This is a genomic window from Kribbella sp. NPDC004875, assembly GCF_042873375.1.
In the GTDB taxonomy this organism is placed as follows: domain Bacteria; phylum Actinomycetota; class Actinomycetes; order Propionibacteriales; family Kribbellaceae; genus Kribbella.
Window position 1 is genome coordinate 568477 of the sequence record NZ_JBIALI010000003.1, and the last position, 18738, is coordinate 587214.

The following is an 18738-nucleotide window of genomic DNA, read 5'->3' on the forward strand; positions in this document are numbered from 1 at the left end:
GAACCATGGAGCTCTCACGTCGGACGCTGCTCGGGGGCTTCGCGGCCATCATCAGCACCACAGCCGGAGGTTCGCTCGTCGGCTGTTCGTCCGGGATGAACAACGCCGGTGCACCGGCGAAGAAGAACGTCGCCACCGAACTGACGATGTGGTGCTGGCCCGGCGGCCTCGGCAAGTCCGTCCTCGACGACACGATCGCGCACTTCCCGGACCCGAAGATCAAGTACTCCGAGATCGGCGGCGACTTCAAGCAGAAGCTGGTCACCACGTTCAACGGCGGTACGTCGATCCCGGACATCACCGGGTTGAAGGGCGAGGACATCGCCTCGCTGCTCCCCCAGGCCGAGCGCTTCGTCGATCTGAAGACGGTCGGCGCGGACTCGATCCTCGGCGACTACCTGGACTGGAAGGTCAATCAGGCCACCACGCTGGACGGCAAGGTGATCGGTCTGCCGATCGACGTCGGCCCGACCGCGCTGTACTACCGCGAGGACATCTTCGCGGCCGCCGGTCTGCCGAGCGACCCGGCGAAGGTGGCCGACCAGCTGAAGACCTGGGACGACTTCTTCGCGGCCGGTGTCGAGCTGAAGGGCAAGAACCCGAAGGCGCTGCTCGTCTGGGACGCCACCGACCTCTACGACATGGTGGTCGGCCAGGGCACCGAGCGGTACATCAACAAGGACAACAAGTTCGTCGGCGACCAGGACCACATCCGCAAGGCGTGGGACACCTCGGTCAAGGCGATGACGCTGAAGATCGACGGCAAGACGCCGAGCGGCAAACCGGACTGGAACGCCGGCCTCGACCAGGGCTCGGTGCCCGCGCACATCGGCGCGGCGTGGGTCGCGCTGGACATCAAGTCCGCGGTGAAGACCAGCGCCGGTAAGTGGCGACTGGCGCCGACACCGGGCGGTCCGGCGAACTTCGGCGGCTCGTTCCTCGCGATCACCAAGAACGCGGCGGACCCGCAGAAGGCGTTCGACGTGATCAAGTACATGCTGAGCCCCGACAACGAGGCCAAGGCGTTCGCCGACGCACAGATCTTCCCGTCCACGCCGGCGGCGTACGACAAGCCACTGCTCAAGGCGGCGGACAAGTTCTTCGGTGGCCAGGTGCCGATCGACGTCTTCGGCCCGGCCGCCAAGGCCATCCCGGTCGCGTACCAGAGCCCGTACGACGACTCGGTCGCCGCACCGTTCCACGACGAGCTCAAGACGGTGCAGTCCGGCGCCAAGACCTCCGACGCCGCGTGGGCCTCGGCCGTCTCCAAGGCCAAGGCCATCGCCAAGCGACAGGGAGTGCAGTGAGTAGTACGGCGACAGCTACGGGGGTGACGGCTGCCGAAAGGGTGGCCAAGGCACCGACCCGGCGGATCTGGTCGTACTGGCGGTTCTACCTGGCGCTGTCGCCGTTCTACGTCCTGTTCGCGGTGTTCGGGCTGTACCCGATGCTGTCCACGATCGTGCTGGCGTTCCAGCGCTGGGACGGCCTGAGCGCCCGCAAGTTCACCGGCCTGGACAACTTCGCGTTCCTGGTCAAGGACCCGACGTTCTGGCAGGCGCTGGAGAACACCGTCGTCCTGTTCCTGATGTCGACGGTGCCGACGCTGGTGCTCGCGCTGGTGCTGGCCGTGATGCTGCAGTCGGCCGTCCGGTTCACCAACGTCTACCGGATCGCGTACTTCGTCCCGAACGTCACCTCGCTGGTCGCGATGGCGATCTTCTTCAGCTCGATCTTCTCCACGAACTTCGGTCTGGTGAACGCCGCGCTGCGGTCGCTCGGCATCCCGGAGCAGGACTGGCTCGGGCAGCCGTGGGGTATCAAGATCGCGATCTCGACGATGATCGTCTGGCAGTGGGTCGGGTACAACACGCTGATCTACCTGGCCGGTCTGCAGGCGATCCCGAAGGAGCAGTACGAGGCCGCCAAGGTCGACGGCGCCGGCGCGGTCCGGACGTTCTTCTCGATCACGTTGCCGCAGCTGCGGCCCGTCGTACTGTTCACCGTCATCATGTCGACGATCGGTGGGCTGCAGACGTTCACCGAGCCGCAGGTGATGGTCGGCAACAGCGGCGGCACCGGGCAGAGCGGCATGACCGTGGTGCTGTTCTTCTACCGGGCCGCGTTCCTGGACAACGACTACGGGTACGCCGCCGCGATCGCGCTCTCCATCTTCGTACTGGTGCTGTTGTTCACGGCAATCAACTGGCGGATCTTCCGCGGACGGGACGATGACCGATGACCCGGTACCGACTGCGCGGGCTGGCCCTGCACGGCGCGTTGATCCTGGCCCTGCTGGTGTTCCTGTTCCCGTTCGTGTGGACGATCATCATGGCGTCGAACACGACCGCGGACATCTACCGGTTCCCGCCGAAGTTCAGCTTCGGCGGTCACTTCCTCGACAACGTCCGGCACGTGCTCGACAACGTGGCGTTCTTCCAGTCGATGGCGAACACCGCGACGGTGGCGATCTCGACCACGCTGCTGGTGCTGTTCTTCGACTCGCTGGCCGCGTTCACGTTCGCGAAGTTCCGGTTCCCGGGGCGGAACGCGTTGTTCGTGATCCTGCTCGCGACGATGCTGCTGCCGGCGCAGCTGGCCGCCGTACCGCAGTTCCAGACGATGGCGATCCTCGGGTGGGTCGGCTCGCTGAAAGCGCTGATCATCCCGGGCGCTGCGAACGCGTTCGGGATCTTCTGGATGCGGCAGTACTTCAAGAACTCGATCCACGACGAGCTGGTCGAGGCGGCGACGCTGGACGGCTGCGGGTTCTTCGGGACGTACTGGCACGTGGCGTTGCCGTCGGCGCGGCCGGCGCTGGCGTTCCTCGGGATCTTCACGTTCGTCGGCTCCTGGAACGACTACATGTGGCCGCTGATCGTGCTCACCAACCCGGACCACGTCACGCTGCAGGTCGCGCTGTCCACGCTGAACCGCTCGCACGGCGTCGACTACAGCATGGTGATGACCGGCGCGCTGCTCGCGATGATCCCGCTGGTGGTCGTCTTCGCCCTCTTCGCGCGCCAGTTCATCAAGGGCGCGACGGAAGGCGCCGTCCGGGGATGAGCACGCCGGCGGCCAGCAACACGTTGCCGACCAGGTAGACCAGGAACACCGGTACCGAGTGGCCCTCGGTCCACGTTGGTATCGCTGCGATGGCGCCCAGCACCGCGAGCGTCAGAGTGCCTGCGGTGAGCCAGGTCCGCCGTACTGCGTCTACGGATGCCAGGGCGGACCATGCGAGCGCGACGGTGACCAGGGGCTCCAGCAGGAACAGTGGGGTCACCGTCAGCAGCGAGTAGCCGCTGGAGTCCTGGATCGACAGGGCTACGACCAGAAGCAGGCCGCCCGCAACAACCAGGGCAGCGGGTAGGGGCTTGACGGGACGCAACGGCCAGGTGCGCGGTCGCTGCGTCAGCACGAGTACGACGATCAGTGCGGCTGTGACCCCGACCGTGACAGCCCACGCGCTGGTCTCGTCCGCGCTGATCCCGCCCACGAGGATCACCAGACTGTCCTCGAGCAACGAGACGACGCAGCCGATCAGCACGCCGAGGGCAAGCGGGCCGGCGAACCGCAGGAGCAGTGAAGCCACGACCGCCCCGAACGAGGCGAGGATCGCGGAGTCGATCCAGGTGCGGTAGACGTACCACCCGGTGGGATCGGGGTCGTACCAGAGCTTGCGTGAGTTGGTGGATCCGGGCCAGTTCACCAGGACGAGGAAGGCTGCGGCGAGCGTCAGTACGGCGACCAGCCACCACGGCTGTGTTGGCGCTGCCACAACTGTCTTCTGCTCAGGCTCCTTCGGTGCAGGCTTGTCTTGCTCCACGTACAGGGGTGGCGGCTGCGGTGTGGCAGCTGGCTGCGGCTTGGAAGCGGTGTCCGTGCTGGTGACCCGGACCGGGATGCTGAGCTCGCCGGTCGGACCGGTAAGCAGAAGCGCCGTTGCCGGGCTGGCCCCCGGACCGGCCTCGCCCACCTGGACACGGATCAACGATCCGTCCTGCTCCACCGTCAGCCAGCCGTCGGCGGCGGACGCCACCGCGGTCAGCGCGAGCGGCGGTCCTTCCAGCCGCGCCTCGGCCGCACCCGTATCGTCGAGGGTCAGCTCCGGCGGCGTGACCTTCGGTACGGCGCTGGTGATCGCGGCCGCGGCGGCTTCGGAGACCTTGCGGCTGTCGTCGAGCGCCATCCGGTGCAGCGCCTGCCACGCGGCGTACGCCTGCCCGAGATCGGCGTCGGACAACCGCTCCCGCAGATAGTCGACCACCCCGAACCTTGCCGCAGGCAACGGACTCTCCATCGCCTCGACCAGCTCGGCCGCCAGCGGCGCCGCGGTGATCCGCCGGATCCGGCTGCGCGCGATCAGCAGTTCGCCCTGGGAGCCAAAGGTCCACATCTGCGGGTTCTGGTTCGGGGTGACTCGGTGGACCTGATCGCTGACGAAGCCGACCAGTTCAGTGAGGCCGACCCAGCCGTCGCCGTCGCGGTCCGCCTCACCGGTGGTCAGACCGTCGACCACGGCGCCGGTGAACACGGACGGAGCGGGCGCGGCACCCGTGGTCAGCTGCCCGCCTTCGAACGCGTACTCCATCGCACTGGACGCCGTGACCACCACGCGCCCGCGGCCGCCGCCGACGTCGGCCTGACGCGCGAACGCATCCTGCACCTGGGCCTCACCGGCCGCGCGGACGACCATGCCGCGCGGGAACGCGCCGCCGTAGCAGCAGTCGAGGAACAGCGCGATTCGTTGTGCCCGGCTGTCGGCCATCTGCCGGTTGACGAAGTCCGCGGCCACCGCGGTCGAGGCAAGCCGGGACGGCCGGGTGTCCGCGACCGCGAGGTAGAGCTCGCCGGCCGCGTTCTTCAGGCCGTGGCAGGAGAAGTGCAGCAACAGCAGGTCTTCGGGTACGCGGTCGGCGAAGAAGTCCTCGACCGCGATGCGGATCGCCTGCGCCGACGCGTTCCGCAGTACCTGGACCTCGAAGCCACCGACCGCCGGATCGGCGAGCACCTCGGCCAGCGCGCTCGCGTCCTGCGCGGGCGCGACCAGCCGCCGCAGACCGGGATCGTCGTACCGGTCGTTGGCCACCACGAGCGCGACCCGCGAGCCGCTCATGTCACGCGTCCACTCCGGTGTGGCGGCGGACGAAGGCGTCGATCAACTGCTGCTGCATCTGCCCGGTGGCTCCGGTCAGCTCGATCACGTCGCCGTCGACGGTGAGCTTCACGGTCCGGCTCGAGCCGCCGCGGCGTACCCACTCGCGGATCACCACGATCACCGAGCCGAGCGCCTGCAGTCCCGGTGCCAGCGAAACGCTCAACAGCCCGGCGACGGCGGCCAGGCCGCCCTTCGAGCCTTCCGGCGCATCGCCGTCCTGGTACGGCTCGACCGCACGGACGTCGAGCAGCAGCAACTCCTGCCGCAACAGCAGCGCCAGCGTCTCGAGCTGCCCCTCGTCCGCCTCGGTCTCGACGACCTCAACCTCGACGTCCCCGGCCATGGCCCCTCCCCATCCCCCAGGCCGCGACCGACACCACCACCATGCGCCCGGGAGTCGCCGATCACAAGGTGCGACCGAGGGCGCCGTCCGCGGCTGAGGGACCGATGTAAGCTGCCGGAACCCAGAGCAGCAGCAGTACGTCGGAGGGGCAACATGGTAGGCAAACGGGGGCGGGTGATCGGCCGGATCGCGCCCGGGATCGTCGGCGAGGTGATGCTGCCGGTCCGGGGTGCCACCGAGGCCTTCTACGCTTACCCGGCGACCGACGAGGTGATCGAGGTGGGGACGCAGGTAGTCGTCGTCGACTACGACCCGCCGCGCACCGTGTACGTCGCTCGCGCCATCTAATTTCGTTCCCTTGGAGGGGAAATGCTCTGGACGTACCTGATCGTCGCTGCGGTCGCGGTGGTCGTGCTGCTCATCCTGTTCCGGATGGTCTGGCGGGTGGCGGAGCCGAACGAGGCACTGATCATCTCCGGCCTCGGCGCGCACTCCAGCTCCGAGCAGGTCAACGAGACCCTCGGCTTCAAGATCGTCGTCGGCCGCGGCACCGCCGTACTGCCGGGTTTCCAGACGGTACGCCGGTTGCCGCTCGACATCCGGGCCACTCCGCTGACCGTGACGTGTGTGTCCAGCCAGGGCATCCCGCTGCACATCAAGGGCGTCACGGCGTACAAGGTCGGTGACGACTACGGCTCGATCGCGAACGCGGCCCGGCGGTTCCTGGAGCAGAGCGACGAGCAGGTGATGGGCACGATCCACGAGCTGTTCGCGGGTCACCTGCGGGCGATCGTCGGTTCCACCACGGTCGAGGAGATGCTGCACGACCGGGAGACGCTGACCACGAACATCCGCGGCTCGCTGGCCGGCGACATGGAGAAGCTCGGCCTGGTGGTGGACTCGCTGCAGATCCAGGAGATCGACGACGAGTCCGGCTACATCAAGAACCTCGGGCGTCCGCAGGCCGCCGCGGTCGAGGCCGCGGCCCGGATCGCGCAGGCCGAGCGGGACCGCGAGGCGACCGAGCGCGAGCAGGCCGCGTCCGCGCAGAAGGCGGCGGCGGTCCGGCAGAGCTCGATCGCGCAGGCCGGCTACCAGGCCGAGGTCGACCAGGCGAAGTCGAAGGCGTCGCAGTCCGGCCCGCTGGCCGAGGCACTGGCCCGCCAGGAGGTCGTGGTCGCCGAGACCGAGACCGCGAAGCTGAACGCGTCGCTGGCCGAGAAGCAGCTGGAGTCGACGGTCCTGAAGCCGGCCGACGCCGAGGCGTACCGGCAGCGGACGCTGGCCCAGGCCGCGCGGGACGCGCAGATCGCGGCCGCCGAGGCGAACGCCCGTGAGGTCCAGCTGCGCGGTGAGGCGCAGGCGAAGGCGACCGAGCTGACCGGTAAGGCCGAGGCCTCCGCGGTCCAGGCGAAGGCGATGGCCGAGGCGGCCGGTATCAAGGCGCGCGCCGAGGCGCTGGCCGCGAACACCGAGGCTGTCGTCGCGCAGCAGCTCGCCGAGGCCTACCCGGAGATCGTCAGCGCGGCGGCGAGCTCGTTCGAGAAGGTCGGCAACATGGTCGTGCTGAACGGTGCCCAGGGCATCGAGGACACCCTGGTGAAGACCATCACTATGGGTGGCTCCGGCTTCGCGCTGGCCAAGCAGCTGATCGACTCGCTGGCCACCAAGAAGGACGACGAGAAGCCGGCGCTCGAGCCGGTGCAGGACGAGTCTGCCTGATCCGAACCCTGTGGGATCCCCTTGCGTGCAAGGGGATCCCACAGGTCTTTTACGCGGTGTGCAGGGTCAGGTGGTACGCCTGCAGGATCTCGTTGACCGGCTGGAACCACGTTTCGCCGCCGCTGCTGCAGTTGCCCCAGCCGCCCGACGTCACGCCCTGGGCCTGGTCACCGGTGATGAACGAGCCACCGGAGTCGCCACCCTCGGCGCATACGTTGGTCTTCGTGGCGCCGTAGAACAGTTGGCCGTTGCCGTAGTTGACCGTCTCGTTCTTGGCCAGGATCGTGCCGCAGTGCCAGTGGGATGTCGAACCGCTGCGGCACACCGATGCACCGATCGGCGCCTCCGCCGAACCGCGGACGAGCTGGTCACTCACCTGTCCCCAGCCGAGCACGACCGGCACGGTCCACCAGCCATAGCCGGTCGCGACCCAGGCGTAGTCGTTGCCGGGGAACGACCAGCCCTGGAACGAGCCTTGGTCCGAACCGTCCCAGCCACGGACGATGCCACTGCGTCCACAGTGGCCGGCGGTGACGTAGCCGCCGTACACCGAGAAGCCGATCGAGCAGCGGATGTTGCTGACGTAGTACGGGTCACCGCCGACGGTGCCGGCCGCGAACGTGCGCGGCGCCTGCGCGGCCACCTCGCGAACGGTGACCTTGCCGAGTTTCGCGAGGAACGCGTCGACGGCCTGGGATCGCTTGCCTGCTTGGACGTTGACGACCACGGTGCCCGTCTTGGGGTCGGCTGCCCAGCCGCTGACCGCGGCCGGTACGGACTTGCCGGCCAGCTTGTCGACCGCGGCCTTCCGCTGATCCAGCGCCTTCGACGTCACAGGTACGCCGGTCACCTGCGCACCCGTCGCTCGGACGGCCGCCGCGCGGGTCTGGCCGACCAGACCGACCACGAGCTTCTGCGAACTCGCGTCGTACCAGGCGCCGCCGAACGTGGCGCCGGCCGCCTTCTGGGCCGCCGGCAGCAATGTGGCTGCCGACGTCTCGGCGCGCAGGCGGTCCTGCATCTGCTGCTCGGTCAGTCCGAAGTCCCGTTGCATCGCGGCGGATTGGCCCGCCACAGCCAGCGGTTCGGGCGGTTCGGGCGGCACTGCCAACGCCTGTGTGGGCACGGTCAGGACACCCGTCGCCAGTACGGCGGCCAGTAGGACCTTCATCTGAACTCTCCTCACCTAGGGGCGGTTCGGTGCATGAGAGCGCTCTCGTGATTGAGAGTGGCCTACCGGAAACAGTCCGTCAAGAGCCGATGACCGCCGCTGTCAGCGGGTGAGCGCCAGCAGGGTGGGCTGTTCGCGTTGGACGACGACGGAGCGCGCCTTGGCAAGGGCAGCCCGGATGGCGGCCGGTTCGGACGACATGGTCCAGTTCGACCACAGCATGACCAGCAGCCGGTTCCCGACGGGCACGGCGTAGGAGTCGCCGCCCTTGGACGAGATCGCCATCGAGCCGGCCGGCAGCTTCGCGCCGGACGGCGCCGGCCGGACGCCGATGCGGTCCGGGCAGATCGTGCTCGAGGTGCGCAGATCCTTCAGCGCGGCCTGTACGCCGCCCTGCTGGTAGACGATCCGCTCCTCGGACACGATCTCCGACGGACCGGCACTCCAGACCAGCTGCCGCCGCGCCATCCGCAACTTCTCACTGGTCAGCCCGGCAGCGGTCGTCCCGCACAGGCCGGCAACGGTCGGCGAGTCCAGGCGAGTGATGGGCGCGCCCAGCGGCTGCATCCCTGGAACGTCCTGGACGCCCAGGCCACCGGTCGCGAGCGCCGCGGCTGCTCGTGCGGCGGTCAACGGCTGCGGCGACGGCGCCGGCGTGCTGACAACCACCGGCGACGGGCTCGCAGCGTCCTGCTTCGATCCACCGCACGCAGCAACGCTCGCCACGCTCGCCAGGACCAGCGCGACAACAACACCGCGGCGACGATTTCGCCCGACGCCCGCATCCAGCATCTTCACGAATTCCATCCGCTCTGAACGTCGTAGTGCCGACCTGATCAGGTGGCGCCTGAAGATAGCTGACCGCCGGGTTCAAGGAGCCCCGGGGTCACAGCCCTAGATAGGCGAGAACCGCGAGCACGCGGCGATGACCGGAGTCCGTGGGCGGGAGGTCGAGCTTCAGGAAGACGTTGCCGACGTGCTTGTGGACCGCGCCGTCGGAGATGAACAGCTTCTCCCCGATCGCCGTGTTGCCGAGGCCTTCGGCCATCAGGGCGAGTACTTCGCGTTCGCGGGGCGTCAGACGGTCGAGCGGGCTACTGCGCTTCACCATCAACTGGCTGACGACCTCTGGGTCCAGTACGGTCCCGCCCGCGGCAACTCGGCGTACCGCTTCGAGGAACTCGTCGACGCGGGAGACCCGGTCCTTCAGGAGATAGCCGACACCTTCGCTGCCGGCGGCGAGCAACTCGGCGGCGTACACCTCCTCGACGTATTGCGAGAACACGAGCACCGGCAGACCCGGACGGACCCGTCGCGCCTCGATCGCGGCGCGCAGGCCCTCGTCGGTGAAGGTGGGCGGCAGCCGTACGTCGACCACCGCGATCTGCACCTCGTGCTCGGCGATCGCCTTGGCGAACTCGTCCGCGTCGGTCGCGACCGCGGCGACCTCGAAGCCGGAGTTGGTCAGCAGCAGGCTCAGGCCTTCGGCGAGGATCGGATTGTCCTCGAGGATGATCACCCGCACGGAAGGATCACCTCGACGGTGGTCGGCCCACCGATCGGGCTCTGCAGTTCCATCTGACCGTCGATCGCCTGCACGCGGTGCAGCATGCCATGCAGACCGCTCCCCCGGCCGAGCAGGTCGGACTGCTCGCTGACTCGCGCTCCACCGATTCCGTCGTCCGTGATCGCCAGATAGAGCTCCGAACCCCTCCGCTCGAGCTGTACGTCGACGTGTCCGGCCGCACTGTGTTTGGTGACGTTGGTGAGGGACTCTGCCACCACGAAGTACGCAGCGGCCTCTACGGCGGCCGGAACGTCGCCCAGCTCACCAACGCGAAGCTGCACAGGCAGTGGGCACCGGGCGGCCAGTGCGGACACCGCTCCGACCAGACCGCGGTCCGCGAGGATCGGCGGGTACATGGTGCGCAGTACGCCACGTAGCTCGGTCATGGCCTGCTCCGCGCCGTCACGGGCGTCGTCGAGCAGCTTGGCGGCCTTCTCCGGGTCCTGCGCCATCGTCTGCTTGGCGATACCGATCCGCATCGCCAGCGACACCAACTGGGCCTGCGTCCCGTCGTGCAGGTCCCGCTCGATGCGACGCAGCTCCGCACCATGAGAGTCGACAGCACCCGCCCGGCTCTTGGTGAGCTCCTCGACGCGCTGCTCGAGGCGGACCGTCTCCAGCTGTTCCTGACTCGGCTCGAGCAGGTCAAGCACTGCGCTGGCGTGCGCCCGAGCCAGTGCGGGCACAACCCAGGTCAGCAATGCGAGACTGCCGACGAACTGCGCCGGGCCGTTGGTCAACGCCTCCAGCCAGTTGTCGACGCTCACCCCCATCAGACTGAAGCCGCCCGGGTCGAGCTTCCACAAGAGCATGCCCACGACGGCCGCGGGTGCCCCGAACACCGCGCACACCACGACAGCGAGCTCGGGAACCATCACGACCGGCATCAGCAGACACCGCAGACTGCGCCGGAACGACTTGTCCCGGCCGAGCGTCACCACGTCACCCGGCAATCGCGGCAGCGCCGGCGGCAGCAGCTCAGGCTCACCGGCCCCCAGGAACCGCGCCGCACGGCGCCGCTCGCTGTTCGCCAGCCGCACCAGCCCTGCCGTCGCGCCCGGGATGAGCCAGCCGAGGATCAGGCTGATCGGGATCGCCGCCAGCAGAGTGACCGCTTTGAAGAAGCGGATCACCAGGTACCCAGCGGCCGGACCACCCCGGGACAAGATCTTCTTGAGCATGCTCACCATCCTGCGGCACGCGCTACGCCGGAGTCGGTACAGCAGGCTCTACCATCCATGCTCCAGCAGTCTCTAGCAGTCTGGTACGCCGGGGAGCTTGGCGTTCGGGTCGTCGATGTAGATGTTGGTCATGTAGCCCTTCTGGTCCCGGAGCTTGGCCCACCAGTTGTTGGTGTAGCCACCGGCGGTCACCGTGTCGCCCTGGACCTGGCACTCGACGAAGACCCGGGTCGGACCGGCCAGCGTGGTGACGACCGACGCGGACGTCTTCGGCGCCGAGCGGACGTTGACGCCGTTCCCCCAGGTGGTGAAGTTGTACTCCGGCGGGTTCGGGTCGCCGCCGTTCACCAGCTGCATGTAGTAGTTCCAGTCCCAGTTCGGGCCCGGGTCGGTGTGGTCGTTGTTCGGCATCTCGCTGTGGCCCTTGATGTGGGCCCGGTCCTTCGGGATACCGCGACGGTCCGCGATGTTGCGGGTGAGGGCCGCCGACGAGCGGTACATCGCATCGGTGAACCACGAGGGCTGGTCGACGTACCCCTCGTGCTCGATGCCGATCGTGTACGGGTTCTCCGTGCGGACGTGCCAGGCGGTGTCCTTCTCGGCCACCATCTGTGTGACCTGACCGTCGCTGGAGCGGATCACGTAGTGCGCGCTGACCTGCGCCGCCGGGTCCTTGAACCAGCTGATGGTGCCGGCGTACGAGCCCTGGGTGACGTGGATGACGATCGTGGTGATCGCGGCGGTACGGCCGGCGCGGTAGTTGCTGGTGCTGGCCGGGTTCCAGATCGCGTCCGGGTAGTCGGCGGCCTTGGTGTTGCTACCCAGCGCCGAGATCTTCGCGTAGGCGCCGCGGTCCGGCGTGACCTGCTGCGGGTCGGTCGAGACGCCGGCGGTGCGGACGCCGAGTCCGATCACCTTGTACACCTCGTCGGTGTAGAGCCGGGCGGTCGCGGCGTCGGCGGAGTGCGAGTACTTCGCGATCACGGAGTACCACTTGCCGAGGTCGGAGCGATCCTTCAGACCCGCCTGATCGGCGTACGCGTCGAGGACGGCGGCGGCGCCGAGGATGTTCGAAGAGTCGTCCTTGGACAGTTTCGCGACCGGGAGGCCGGTGAGTTTGCTTGCCTCGGACATCGTCTTGTTCACGTTGTTGCCGGCCAGATGCATCACGCCGTACCCGTTGGCCTGGCTCGGCGCGCCGTTGTGGCCGTCCAGGTGGGTCTCGGCGAACCCGACGCTGACCAGCACTTCTCGCGGTACGTCGTACTTCGCGGCCGCGGCCCGGAACGCGGACGAGAGGTCCGGTTGACCGGCGGGTTCTCGGGCTTCGACGGCATTGCTCGGGAGGGCTGTCAGTGCGAGAGCTCCGGCAGCCAGCAGGATCGTGGAGATATGGGCGGTCTTCCCCATGGGCGGCATTTCCTTCCTGTCCGGTCCGCCGAGGGGCGTCGGCGGTCCCGGAGGCCCACGCTAAGGGAAGATCTTCCGTTCCGGCCAGGGTTTGGGTGAAATACTTCCCGTCACCGCCGGAAGACGATGCGACCACGCAGCGCGATCAGCCGCGGGTGCGTGAGGACCGCCGGGTCGGCCCGCGGGTCGTCGTCGTACACGACCAGATCGGCAGGATCGCCGGGCCGCAGCTCGCTCGGCGCACCGAGCCACGCGCGCGCCGCCCACGAGCCGGCGGCCAGCGCCTGCTCCCCCGACATCCCGATCTCGGTCAGCGCCTGGATCTCCTGCGCGACCAGACCGTGCCCGAGCACACCACCCGCGTCCGTCCCGGCATACACGGGTACGCCGGCCTCGAACGCGTCCCGCAAACGGTGCAGGCGGCGCTCGTAGAGGTCGCGCATGTGCGCGGAGTACTGCGGGAACTTGGCCGCGGCCTGGTCGGCGTACTGCGGGAAGTTCTCCAGCTGGATCAACGTCGGTACGACGGCGACGCCGTTCTCGGCCATGTGGTTCAGCAGGTCCGGCTCGATGCCGGTGCCGTGCTCGATGCAGTCGATGCCCGCGGCCAGCAGATCCGGGAGCGCGTGCTCGCCGAAGACGTGCGCCGTCACGCGCGCACCGAGCTCGTGGGCGCGCGCGATCGCGGCGTTCAGTGCCTCGGCCGGCCAGCACGGGGTGAGGTCGCCGGCGTCGCGGTCGATCCAGTCGCCGACCAGCTTGACCCATCCGTCACCGCGGCGCGCCTCCTGATCGACGTACGCGACCAGTTCCTCCGGCTCGATCTCCCAGCCGTAGTTGCGGATGTAGCGCTTCGACCGGGCGATGTGCCGACCGGCGCGAATGATCTTCGGCAGGTCCGCACGGTCGTCGATCCAGCGGGTGTCCGCGGCCGAGCCAGCGTCGCGGACCAGCAACGCACCGGCCTCCCGGTCGACGATCGCCTGTTGCTCCTGCGTCTCCCGGTCGACCGCACCGTGCTGGTCGAGGCCGATGTGGCAGTGCGCGTCGACCAGGCCGGGAACGATCCAGCCACCGGTGTGCACGGTCGACACATCAGCAGCGGTGGGCCGGTCGACGACCAGCCCACCGCTGAGGTGGATCTCCTGTTGCCCACCGGCCGGCAACACCGTGCCGACGAGCCTGAGTACGCCGGATTCGGTCATGCTGCCGACCGTATCCGGCGCACTGTCATCCGTGCGAGCCGCCGCCCGGGGTGCAGGTCGGGGTCGTCGTCTCGTTGCCGGCGCACGGCGAACCCGACGGCGTACTCGTCGGGGTTTCCGTGGGCGTGTCGGTCGGAGTCGGCGTGGGGGTCGGCGTCGGGGTGGGCGTCTTGGTCGGAGTCTTCGTCGGTGTCTTGGTCGGGGTCTTGGTGGGCGTGTGCGTCGGCGTCGACGTCGGGTGGTGCGTCGGCGAGTCCGTCGGTGTGTCCACCGGATCCGGAACGGTCGGCTTGTTCCAGTCCGTCTCCGTCGGCGTGGACGGCTCCACCGTCGTCGGGAGCGTGGTGCTCGGGCTCGGCGTCGGGGTCGGCGTCTTGGTGTCGTCCGGGATGTCCGGCACCTGGCGCGGGTCGACCCGGCGCTCGGCGTTGCCAGTCGTGGACGCGGCGGTGATGGTGCCCTTCGCGTTCGGCACGAGCACCGCGTTCTTGCTGTAGACCCGCATCCACTTCAGGACGGTGGCGACGAAGTCCTTCGAGTGCTGGTAGCGGAGCAGGGCCGAGACCAGGTCCCGCGGAGCCTTGAGGTCGTCACCCTGCGAGCAGAGCACGACGGCGACCGTGGTGACCGCGTCGTACACGTTGTTCGGGTTGCGGTAGCCGTCGCCGTTGCCGTCGGCCCCGAACTCCGTCCAGACCTGCGGGATGATCTGCATCGGGCCGACCGCCCGGTCCCACGTCGAGTCGGTGTCCAGCTTGCCCTTGTCGGAATCGGTGATCCGGCCGTTGCCGTGCCGGCCGTTCAGCTGCGGGCCGAGGATCCGGCCGCGGGTGGTGCCGGCGACGTCGACCCGCCCGCCGCTGGCATGGTCGGACTCGACCTTGCCGATCCCGGCCAGCAGCGGCCAGGTCAGCCCACAGTTCGGCCGCACGACCGCGAGGTTCGCCGTGGCGCGGCGGTAGGCGGGGAACACCCCGCGGGGAATACCGTTCACAGCTCCCGGCCGCCCTGGACGGACGACCGAACGCCCGTCGGTGGCCCCCTGCACGGGGACGTCGGCACGGGCTGGTTTGTCGGATCCGAGCCGGCCGTCCACTCCGGGACGCTGCGGCACGATCATCGTCAACTCGTCGAACTCGCCACTGTTCAGCCCGGCCCCAGGCGAAGGGGCGACCGGGCTGCCCGCCGCGAGCTGTCCGGAGGCACCGGCTCCGCCTGCGGCGACGGTCACGACAGCCCCGACCAGGAGCGGAGCTGTACACAGAGAAGCGATGATGATTTTGACCCGACGGTTACCACTACGGGTTAGGCGCATAGCCCCTTCAACGATCCATGCGCCGGAAAGTTACATCAAGACGACGCAAAGTTACGGGCACCAGAAACCCCTCGGAAAACCGGCACCGGGGTAACGATGATCGCTACCTCACCCTACCGACCGTAGCCAGCGTCAGACGAATCCGAACAACTCGGAACGCTCCACACAGCTCGCCAGCTGGTGCGAGCAGGCTCCCGGCTGCTGCGAGCAGGCCCGCAGCAGCTGGAACGGTCCCGCGGCTGTTGGGAGCGGGCTTCCTGCTGCTGGGAGCGGGCTCGGGCGCCTGTGGGAGCGGGCTCGGACGGCTACGGAGGGCTGCTGAGGGCTCAGCCGGCCGGCTGTGAGGCCGCGGCGCTGGACGCGGAGTCGGTCGGGTTCGCCTCCGAGGCGTTCGAGTCGCACGGGTTCGGGGACGGGCTCGGTGTGTCCGACGGCGTCGTGGTCGGGCTGTCGCTCGGGGTCCCGCTCGGCTTCTCGGTCGGGGTCGACGACGGCGTACACGTCGGGTCCGTCGTGGTCGGATCGGTCGGCTGCGTCGTCGGGTCCGTCGGCGTCGACGTCGGCGGCTTCGACGACCCGGTCCCGCCCGTCGGACGCGGCACGGTCGGCTTCGACGGGGTGGCAGAGGCCGTCGGCGTCCCCGGCTTCGTCGACCCGCTGGCTCCGCTGGTCGGCCGCGGGGGCGTCGGGGCGGTCGTCCGCGTCGCCGAAGTGGTGGGCACAGTGGTCGGCACCGTGGTCGGGACCGTCGTGGGTGCTGTGGTCGGGACCGTGGTGGGTGCGGTCGTGGCCGGGGTGGTGGTCGTCGTCCGCGTGTCGCCGTCGCCGTTGTTGCCGCCGTCGCCCGGGATGTCGATCTGGCCCGGCTTGTCCGGGATGCTCACGGTTTCCTTGCTGTACGTCTGCATCCACCGCAGGACCGTCGAGACGTAGTCCATCGAGTGGTTGTAGCGCAGCACCGCCTGCACCAGCCCCTGCGGGTCGGACAGGTTCGCGCCACCGGCGCACAGGTAGTCGCCTGCCGCACGGGCCGCGTCGAACACGTTGTGCGGGTCCTTGACGCCGTCACCGTTCCCGTCGGCGCCGAACGTCTTCCAGGTACCGGGCACGAACTGCATCGGCCCGACGGCACGGTCCCACGTCACGTTCCCGTCGTACGCGCCCTGGTCGGTGTCGGCGATCGCCGCCATCCCGGGGCCACCGTTCAGGACCGGGCCGAGGATCTTGCCGCGGGTGTTGCCGTTCGCGTCCACCTTGCCGCCGCTGGCGTGATCGGACTCGACCTTGCCGATCCCGGCGAGCAGCGGCCAGGTCAGGTGGCAGGCCGGCATCGAGAACGCGAGGTCCCGAGCGGCCTTCTGGTACGCCGCCAGCACTGTGCCCGGGATCCCTGAGGTGTTGCCGAGTGGGCCGGGGATCGGCTGCACGGTGCCGTCCGTCGTACCGGTGATCGGGACCTGGACCGTGGACTTCGCCTGCGTCGGCAGGCTGCCGTCGGCACCCGGCTGAGTCGGCACGTTGTCGGCCAGGTCGTCGAAGACCGCGTCCTGGCGCGGAGCAGCGAGCGCGTGCGCGTCGACGACGAACGTGTTCGAGGTGACACCGCCGACCACGAACACGGCGACCATCGCGGTGGGCGGCGCCAAGCAGACCCAGGTGGCGGTCAACTTTCCCCGCCACGTATCCAGGTTCTTGAACTGCTGCCTCATCCGAACCGTCCTCGACGCATTCCGCAGTTGGTGTGTCTCCCGGGCGTAGGGACGATCTTAGCCGTCGGAAGATCACCCACAACCGCTGCCGGTGCGCCGTGACCGAGTACCGAACAGTCAAGTTCAAGTACTTGTCCCCCGGTGTTCACACCCCCACACCCGTCCACCGTAAGCCCGGACGGGTGGGGGCGCGCCAGAGCGACGGAGGACAGACCTGCCCTCCGTCCGGCCCGACTCTGCCTCTTCGGGAAGCGGTCAGTTACCGCCGAGCATCTTCTTCAGGTCGTCCGGCAGCTCGAAGTCGCCGCCGTCCTGCGCACCGCCGAACGCGGCCGGCAGCTGGCCCGGCTGCGGGGCCTGCGGCTGCGGATTGCCCTGGTTCGCCCGCTTGGCGGGGTTGCCGGAGCCGCGCTTCTTGCCCTTCTTCTGCTGCTGCTTGGCCTTCCGGCCACCGCCGCCGCCCATCCCCGGCATGCCAGGCATTCCGGGCATCCCCGGGATGCCCTTCCCGGACGCCATCGCGGCCATCATCTTGCGGGCCTCGAAGAACCGCTCGACCAGACCGCTGACGGTCGCGACCTCGGTCCCCGAACCCTTCGCGATCCGGGCCCGGCGGGAGCCGTTGATGATGTTCGGATCGTTCCGCTCGGCCGGGGTCATCGAGTGGATGACCGCCTCGATCCGGTCGATCTCACGCTCGTCGAAGTTCTCCAGCTGGTCCTTGAACTGGTTCGCGCCGGGCAGCATGCCGAAGATCTTGGTCAGCGGGCCCATCTTCCGGACCGACTGCATCTGGGCGAGGAAGTCGTCCAGGGTGAAGTCCTTGCCGCCCTTCTTCTGCAGCTTGGCCGCGGTCTTGGCGGCCTCCTCCGCGTCGAAGGTGCGCTCGGCCTGCTCGATCAGGCTCATCACGTCGCCCATGCCCAGGATGCGGCTCGCCATCCGGTCCGGGTGGAAGACGTCGAAGTCCTCGAGCTTCTCGCCGTTGCTGGCGAACATCACCTGGCGGCCGGTGACCTGCGCGATCGACAGCGCGGCGCCACCGCGGGCGTCACCGTCGAGCTTGGACAGGACGACGCCGTCGAAGCCGACCCCGTCCAGGAAGGCCTGCGCCGTGGTGACCGCGTCCTGACCGATCATCGCGTCGACCACGAACAGGATCTCGTCCGGGTTGACCGCGTCGCGGATGTCGGCGGCCTGCTTCATCAGCTCCTCGTCGACACCCAGCCGGCCGGCCGTGTCGACGATCACCACGCTGTGCTGCTTGCTACGCGCCTCGTCCATCGCCTGGCGGGCGACCTCGATCGGGTCACCGACACCGTTGCCCGGCTCGGGCGCGAACACCGGTACGCCGGCCCGCTCGCCGACCACCTGCAGCTGGGTCACCGCGTTCGGCCGCTGGAGGTCGGCGGCGACCAGCATCGGGGTCTGGTGCTTGGTCTCCCGCAGCCACTTGGCGAGCTTGCCGGCCAGGGTGGTCTTACCGGCACCCTGCAGACCGGCGAGCATGATCACCGTCGGCGGGCGCTTCGCCATCCGCAGCTCGCGGGTCTCGCCGCCGAGGATGTTGACCAGTTCCTCGTTGACGATCTTGATGACCTGCTGCGCCGGGTTCAGCCCGCCGCGCACCTCGGCGCCGGCGGCCCGCTCCTTGATCGCCGCGATGAACTCCCGCACCACGGGCAGCGCGACATCGGCCTCCAGCAACGCGATCCGGATCTCCCGGGCGGTCGCGTCGATGTCGGCGTCGGTCAGCTTGCCCTTGCCCCGCAGGTTCTTGAACGCGGTGGAGAGCCGATCGGAAAGCGTGTCGAACACGAGAAACAGTCCGTTTCCTCGAAGCGATGAACTCCCCGAGTCTACCGGCCTCCCAACCTGTGGATAACTCCGGCGGCAACGACCGCGGTCTGTCGCCGCGCGATCCGACGTACCCGCTGGGCCGACACCTGTGGAT

At 68.9% G+C, this 18738-nt stretch carries 16 protein-coding genes; 5 read left to right on the plus strand and 11 right to left on the minus strand.

Annotated elements, in window-relative coordinates; all coding sequences use genetic code 11:
• Positions 1 to 5 precede the first annotated feature (5 nt).
• The 3 genes from ACFYRH_RS19885 to ACFYRH_RS19895 are packed head-to-tail and all read left to right on the plus strand — an operon-like array spanning position 6 to position 3066.
• Positions 6 to 1307, plus strand: coding sequence for an ABC transporter substrate-binding protein (locus ACFYRH_RS19885; protein WP_387776861.1), 1302 nt, complete (start codon positions 6 to 8; stop codon positions 1305 to 1307).
• 41 nt (positions 1308 to 1348) lie between these two features.
• The gene (locus ACFYRH_RS19890; RefSeq protein ID WP_387776864.1) at positions 1349 to 2242 is read left to right on the plus strand and encodes a carbohydrate ABC transporter permease; all 894 of its coding nucleotides are present in this window, start codon (positions 1349 to 1351) and stop codon (positions 2240 to 2242) included.
• On the plus strand, positions 2239 to 3066 hold the full coding sequence (locus tag ACFYRH_RS19895) for a carbohydrate ABC transporter permease (protein WP_387776867.1): 828 nt from the start codon (positions 2239 to 2241) through the stop codon (positions 3064 to 3066). Before ACFYRH_RS19890 ends, ACFYRH_RS19895 begins: the two co-directional genes overlap by 4 nt.
• On the opposite strand, the gene ACFYRH_RS19900 is transcribed toward ACFYRH_RS19895, so the two are convergent.
• Both ACFYRH_RS19900 and ACFYRH_RS19905 read right to left on the minus strand, forming a co-directional pair.
• Positions 3032 to 5119, minus strand: coding sequence for a caspase family protein (locus tag ACFYRH_RS19900; protein ID WP_387776870.1), 2088 nt, complete (start codon positions 5117 to 5119; stop codon positions 3032 to 3034). The genes ACFYRH_RS19895 and ACFYRH_RS19900 overlap by 35 nt on opposite strands.
• Before the next feature lies 1 nt (position 5120).
• Positions 5121 to 5504 (minus strand): hypothetical protein, encoded by a 384-nt coding sequence (locus tag ACFYRH_RS19905; protein ID WP_387776873.1) that lies wholly within the window; start codon positions 5502 to 5504, stop codon positions 5121 to 5123.
• Between the two features lie 153 nt (positions 5505 to 5657).
• Here ACFYRH_RS19905 and ACFYRH_RS19910 point away from each other — a divergent pair, with 153 nt between their 5' ends.
• Together ACFYRH_RS19910 and ACFYRH_RS19915 are read left to right on the plus strand one after the other, a co-directional pair.
• On the plus strand, positions 5658 to 5852 hold the full coding sequence (locus tag ACFYRH_RS19910; RefSeq protein WP_360452250.1) for a hypothetical protein: 195 nt from the start codon (positions 5658 to 5660) through the stop codon (positions 5850 to 5852).
• Between the two features lie 21 nt (positions 5853 to 5873).
• On the plus strand, positions 5874 to 7226 hold the full coding sequence (locus ACFYRH_RS19915) for a flotillin family protein (protein ID WP_387776877.1): 1353 nt from the start codon (positions 5874 to 5876) through the stop codon (positions 7224 to 7226).
• Between the two features lie 49 nt (positions 7227 to 7275).
• Here the strand turns inward: ACFYRH_RS19915 and ACFYRH_RS19920 are convergent, their stop codons facing one another.
• The 9 genes from ACFYRH_RS19920 to ffh all read right to left on the minus strand — a co-directional run bounded on the left by ACFYRH_RS19920 (position 7276) and on the right by ffh (position 18602).
• The gene (locus tag ACFYRH_RS19920) at positions 7276 to 8397 is read right to left on the minus strand and encodes a S1 family peptidase (RefSeq protein ID WP_387776880.1); all 1122 of its coding nucleotides are present in this window, start codon (positions 8395 to 8397) and stop codon (positions 7276 to 7278) included.
• A 102-nt stretch (positions 8398 to 8499) separates the two neighbouring features.
• A complete protein-coding gene (locus tag ACFYRH_RS19925) occupies positions 8500 to 9204 on the minus strand; it encodes a hypothetical protein (protein ID WP_387776883.1) in 705 nt (234 codons plus the stop codon).
• A 79-nt stretch (positions 9205 to 9283) separates the two neighbouring features.
• Positions 9284 to 9922: a response regulator gene (locus tag ACFYRH_RS19930; protein ID WP_387776885.1), complete on the minus strand. Its 639-nt coding sequence runs from the start codon at positions 9920 to 9922 to the stop codon at positions 9284 to 9286.
• The gene (locus ACFYRH_RS19935; protein ID WP_387776888.1) at positions 9913 to 11145 is read right to left on the minus strand and encodes a histidine kinase; all 1233 of its coding nucleotides are present in this window, start codon (positions 11143 to 11145) and stop codon (positions 9913 to 9915) included. The genes ACFYRH_RS19930 and ACFYRH_RS19935 overlap by 10 nt, the downstream gene beginning before the upstream one ends.
• A 72-nt stretch (positions 11146 to 11217) precedes the next feature.
• On the minus strand, positions 11218 to 12555 hold the full coding sequence (locus ACFYRH_RS19940; RefSeq protein WP_387776891.1) for an N-acetylmuramoyl-L-alanine amidase: 1338 nt from the start codon (positions 12553 to 12555) through the stop codon (positions 11218 to 11220).
• 110 nt (positions 12556 to 12665) lie between these two features.
• A complete protein-coding gene (locus tag ACFYRH_RS19945; protein WP_387776894.1) occupies positions 12666 to 13760 on the minus strand; it encodes an amidohydrolase family protein in 1095 nt (364 codons plus the stop codon).
• A gap of 25 nt (positions 13761 to 13785) precedes the next feature.
• The gene (locus ACFYRH_RS19950; protein ID WP_387776897.1) at positions 13786 to 14991 is read right to left on the minus strand and encodes a lytic transglycosylase domain-containing protein; all 1206 of its coding nucleotides are present in this window, start codon (positions 14989 to 14991) and stop codon (positions 13786 to 13788) included.
• 410 nt (positions 14992 to 15401) lie between these two features.
• The gene (locus ACFYRH_RS19955; RefSeq protein ID WP_387776900.1) at positions 15402 to 16784 is read right to left on the minus strand and encodes a lytic transglycosylase domain-containing protein; all 1383 of its coding nucleotides are present in this window, start codon (positions 16782 to 16784) and stop codon (positions 15402 to 15404) included.
• A gap of 255 nt (positions 16785 to 17039) precedes the next feature.
• Positions 17040 to 18602 (minus strand): signal recognition particle protein, encoded by a 1563-nt coding sequence (gene ffh / locus ACFYRH_RS19960; RefSeq protein WP_387776903.1) that lies wholly within the window; start codon positions 18600 to 18602, stop codon positions 17040 to 17042.
• Positions 18603 to 18738 lie beyond the last annotated feature (136 nt).

Bases quoted from the DNA above. Each gene is read 5' to 3' on its own strand.
- ACFYRH_RS19885 (WP_387776861.1), top strand. From the start codon at position 6: ATGGAGCTCTCACGTCGGACGCTGCTCGGGGGCTTCGCGGCCATCATC.
- ACFYRH_RS19895 (WP_387776867.1), top strand. From the start codon at position 2,239: ATGACCCGGTACCGACTGCGCGGGCTGGCCCTGCACGGCGCGTTGATC.
- ACFYRH_RS19900 (WP_387776870.1), bottom strand. From the start codon at position 5,119: ATGAGCGGCTCGCGGGTCGCGCTCGTGGTGGCCAACGACCGGTACGAC.
- ACFYRH_RS19905 (WP_387776873.1), bottom strand. From the start codon at position 5,504: ATGGCCGGGGACGTCGAGGTTGAGGTCGTCGAGACCGAGGCGGACGAG.
- ACFYRH_RS19910 (WP_360452250.1), top strand. From the start codon at position 5,658: ATGGTAGGCAAACGGGGGCGGGTGATCGGCCGGATCGCGCCCGGGATC.
- ACFYRH_RS19915 (WP_387776877.1), top strand. From the start codon at position 5,874: ATGCTCTGGACGTACCTGATCGTCGCTGCGGTCGCGGTGGTCGTGCTG.
- ACFYRH_RS19920 (WP_387776880.1), bottom strand. From the start codon at position 8,397: ATGAAGGTCCTACTGGCCGCCGTACTGGCGACGGGTGTCCTGACCGTG.
- ACFYRH_RS19925 (WP_387776883.1), bottom strand. From the start codon at position 9,204: ATGGAATTCGTGAAGATGCTGGATGCGGGCGTCGGGCGAAATCGTCGC.
- ACFYRH_RS19935 (WP_387776888.1), bottom strand. From the start codon at position 11,145: ATGCTCAAGAAGATCTTGTCCCGGGGTGGTCCGGCCGCTGGGTACCTG.
- ACFYRH_RS19940 (WP_387776891.1), bottom strand. From the start codon at position 12,555: ATGGGGAAGACCGCCCATATCTCCACGATCCTGCTGGCTGCCGGAGCT.
- ACFYRH_RS19945 (WP_387776894.1), bottom strand. From the start codon at position 13,760: ATGACCGAATCCGGCGTACTCAGGCTCGTCGGCACGGTGTTGCCGGCC.
- ACFYRH_RS19955 (WP_387776900.1), bottom strand. From the start codon at position 16,784: ATGAGGCAGCAGTTCAAGAACCTGGATACGTGGCGGGGAAAGTTGACC.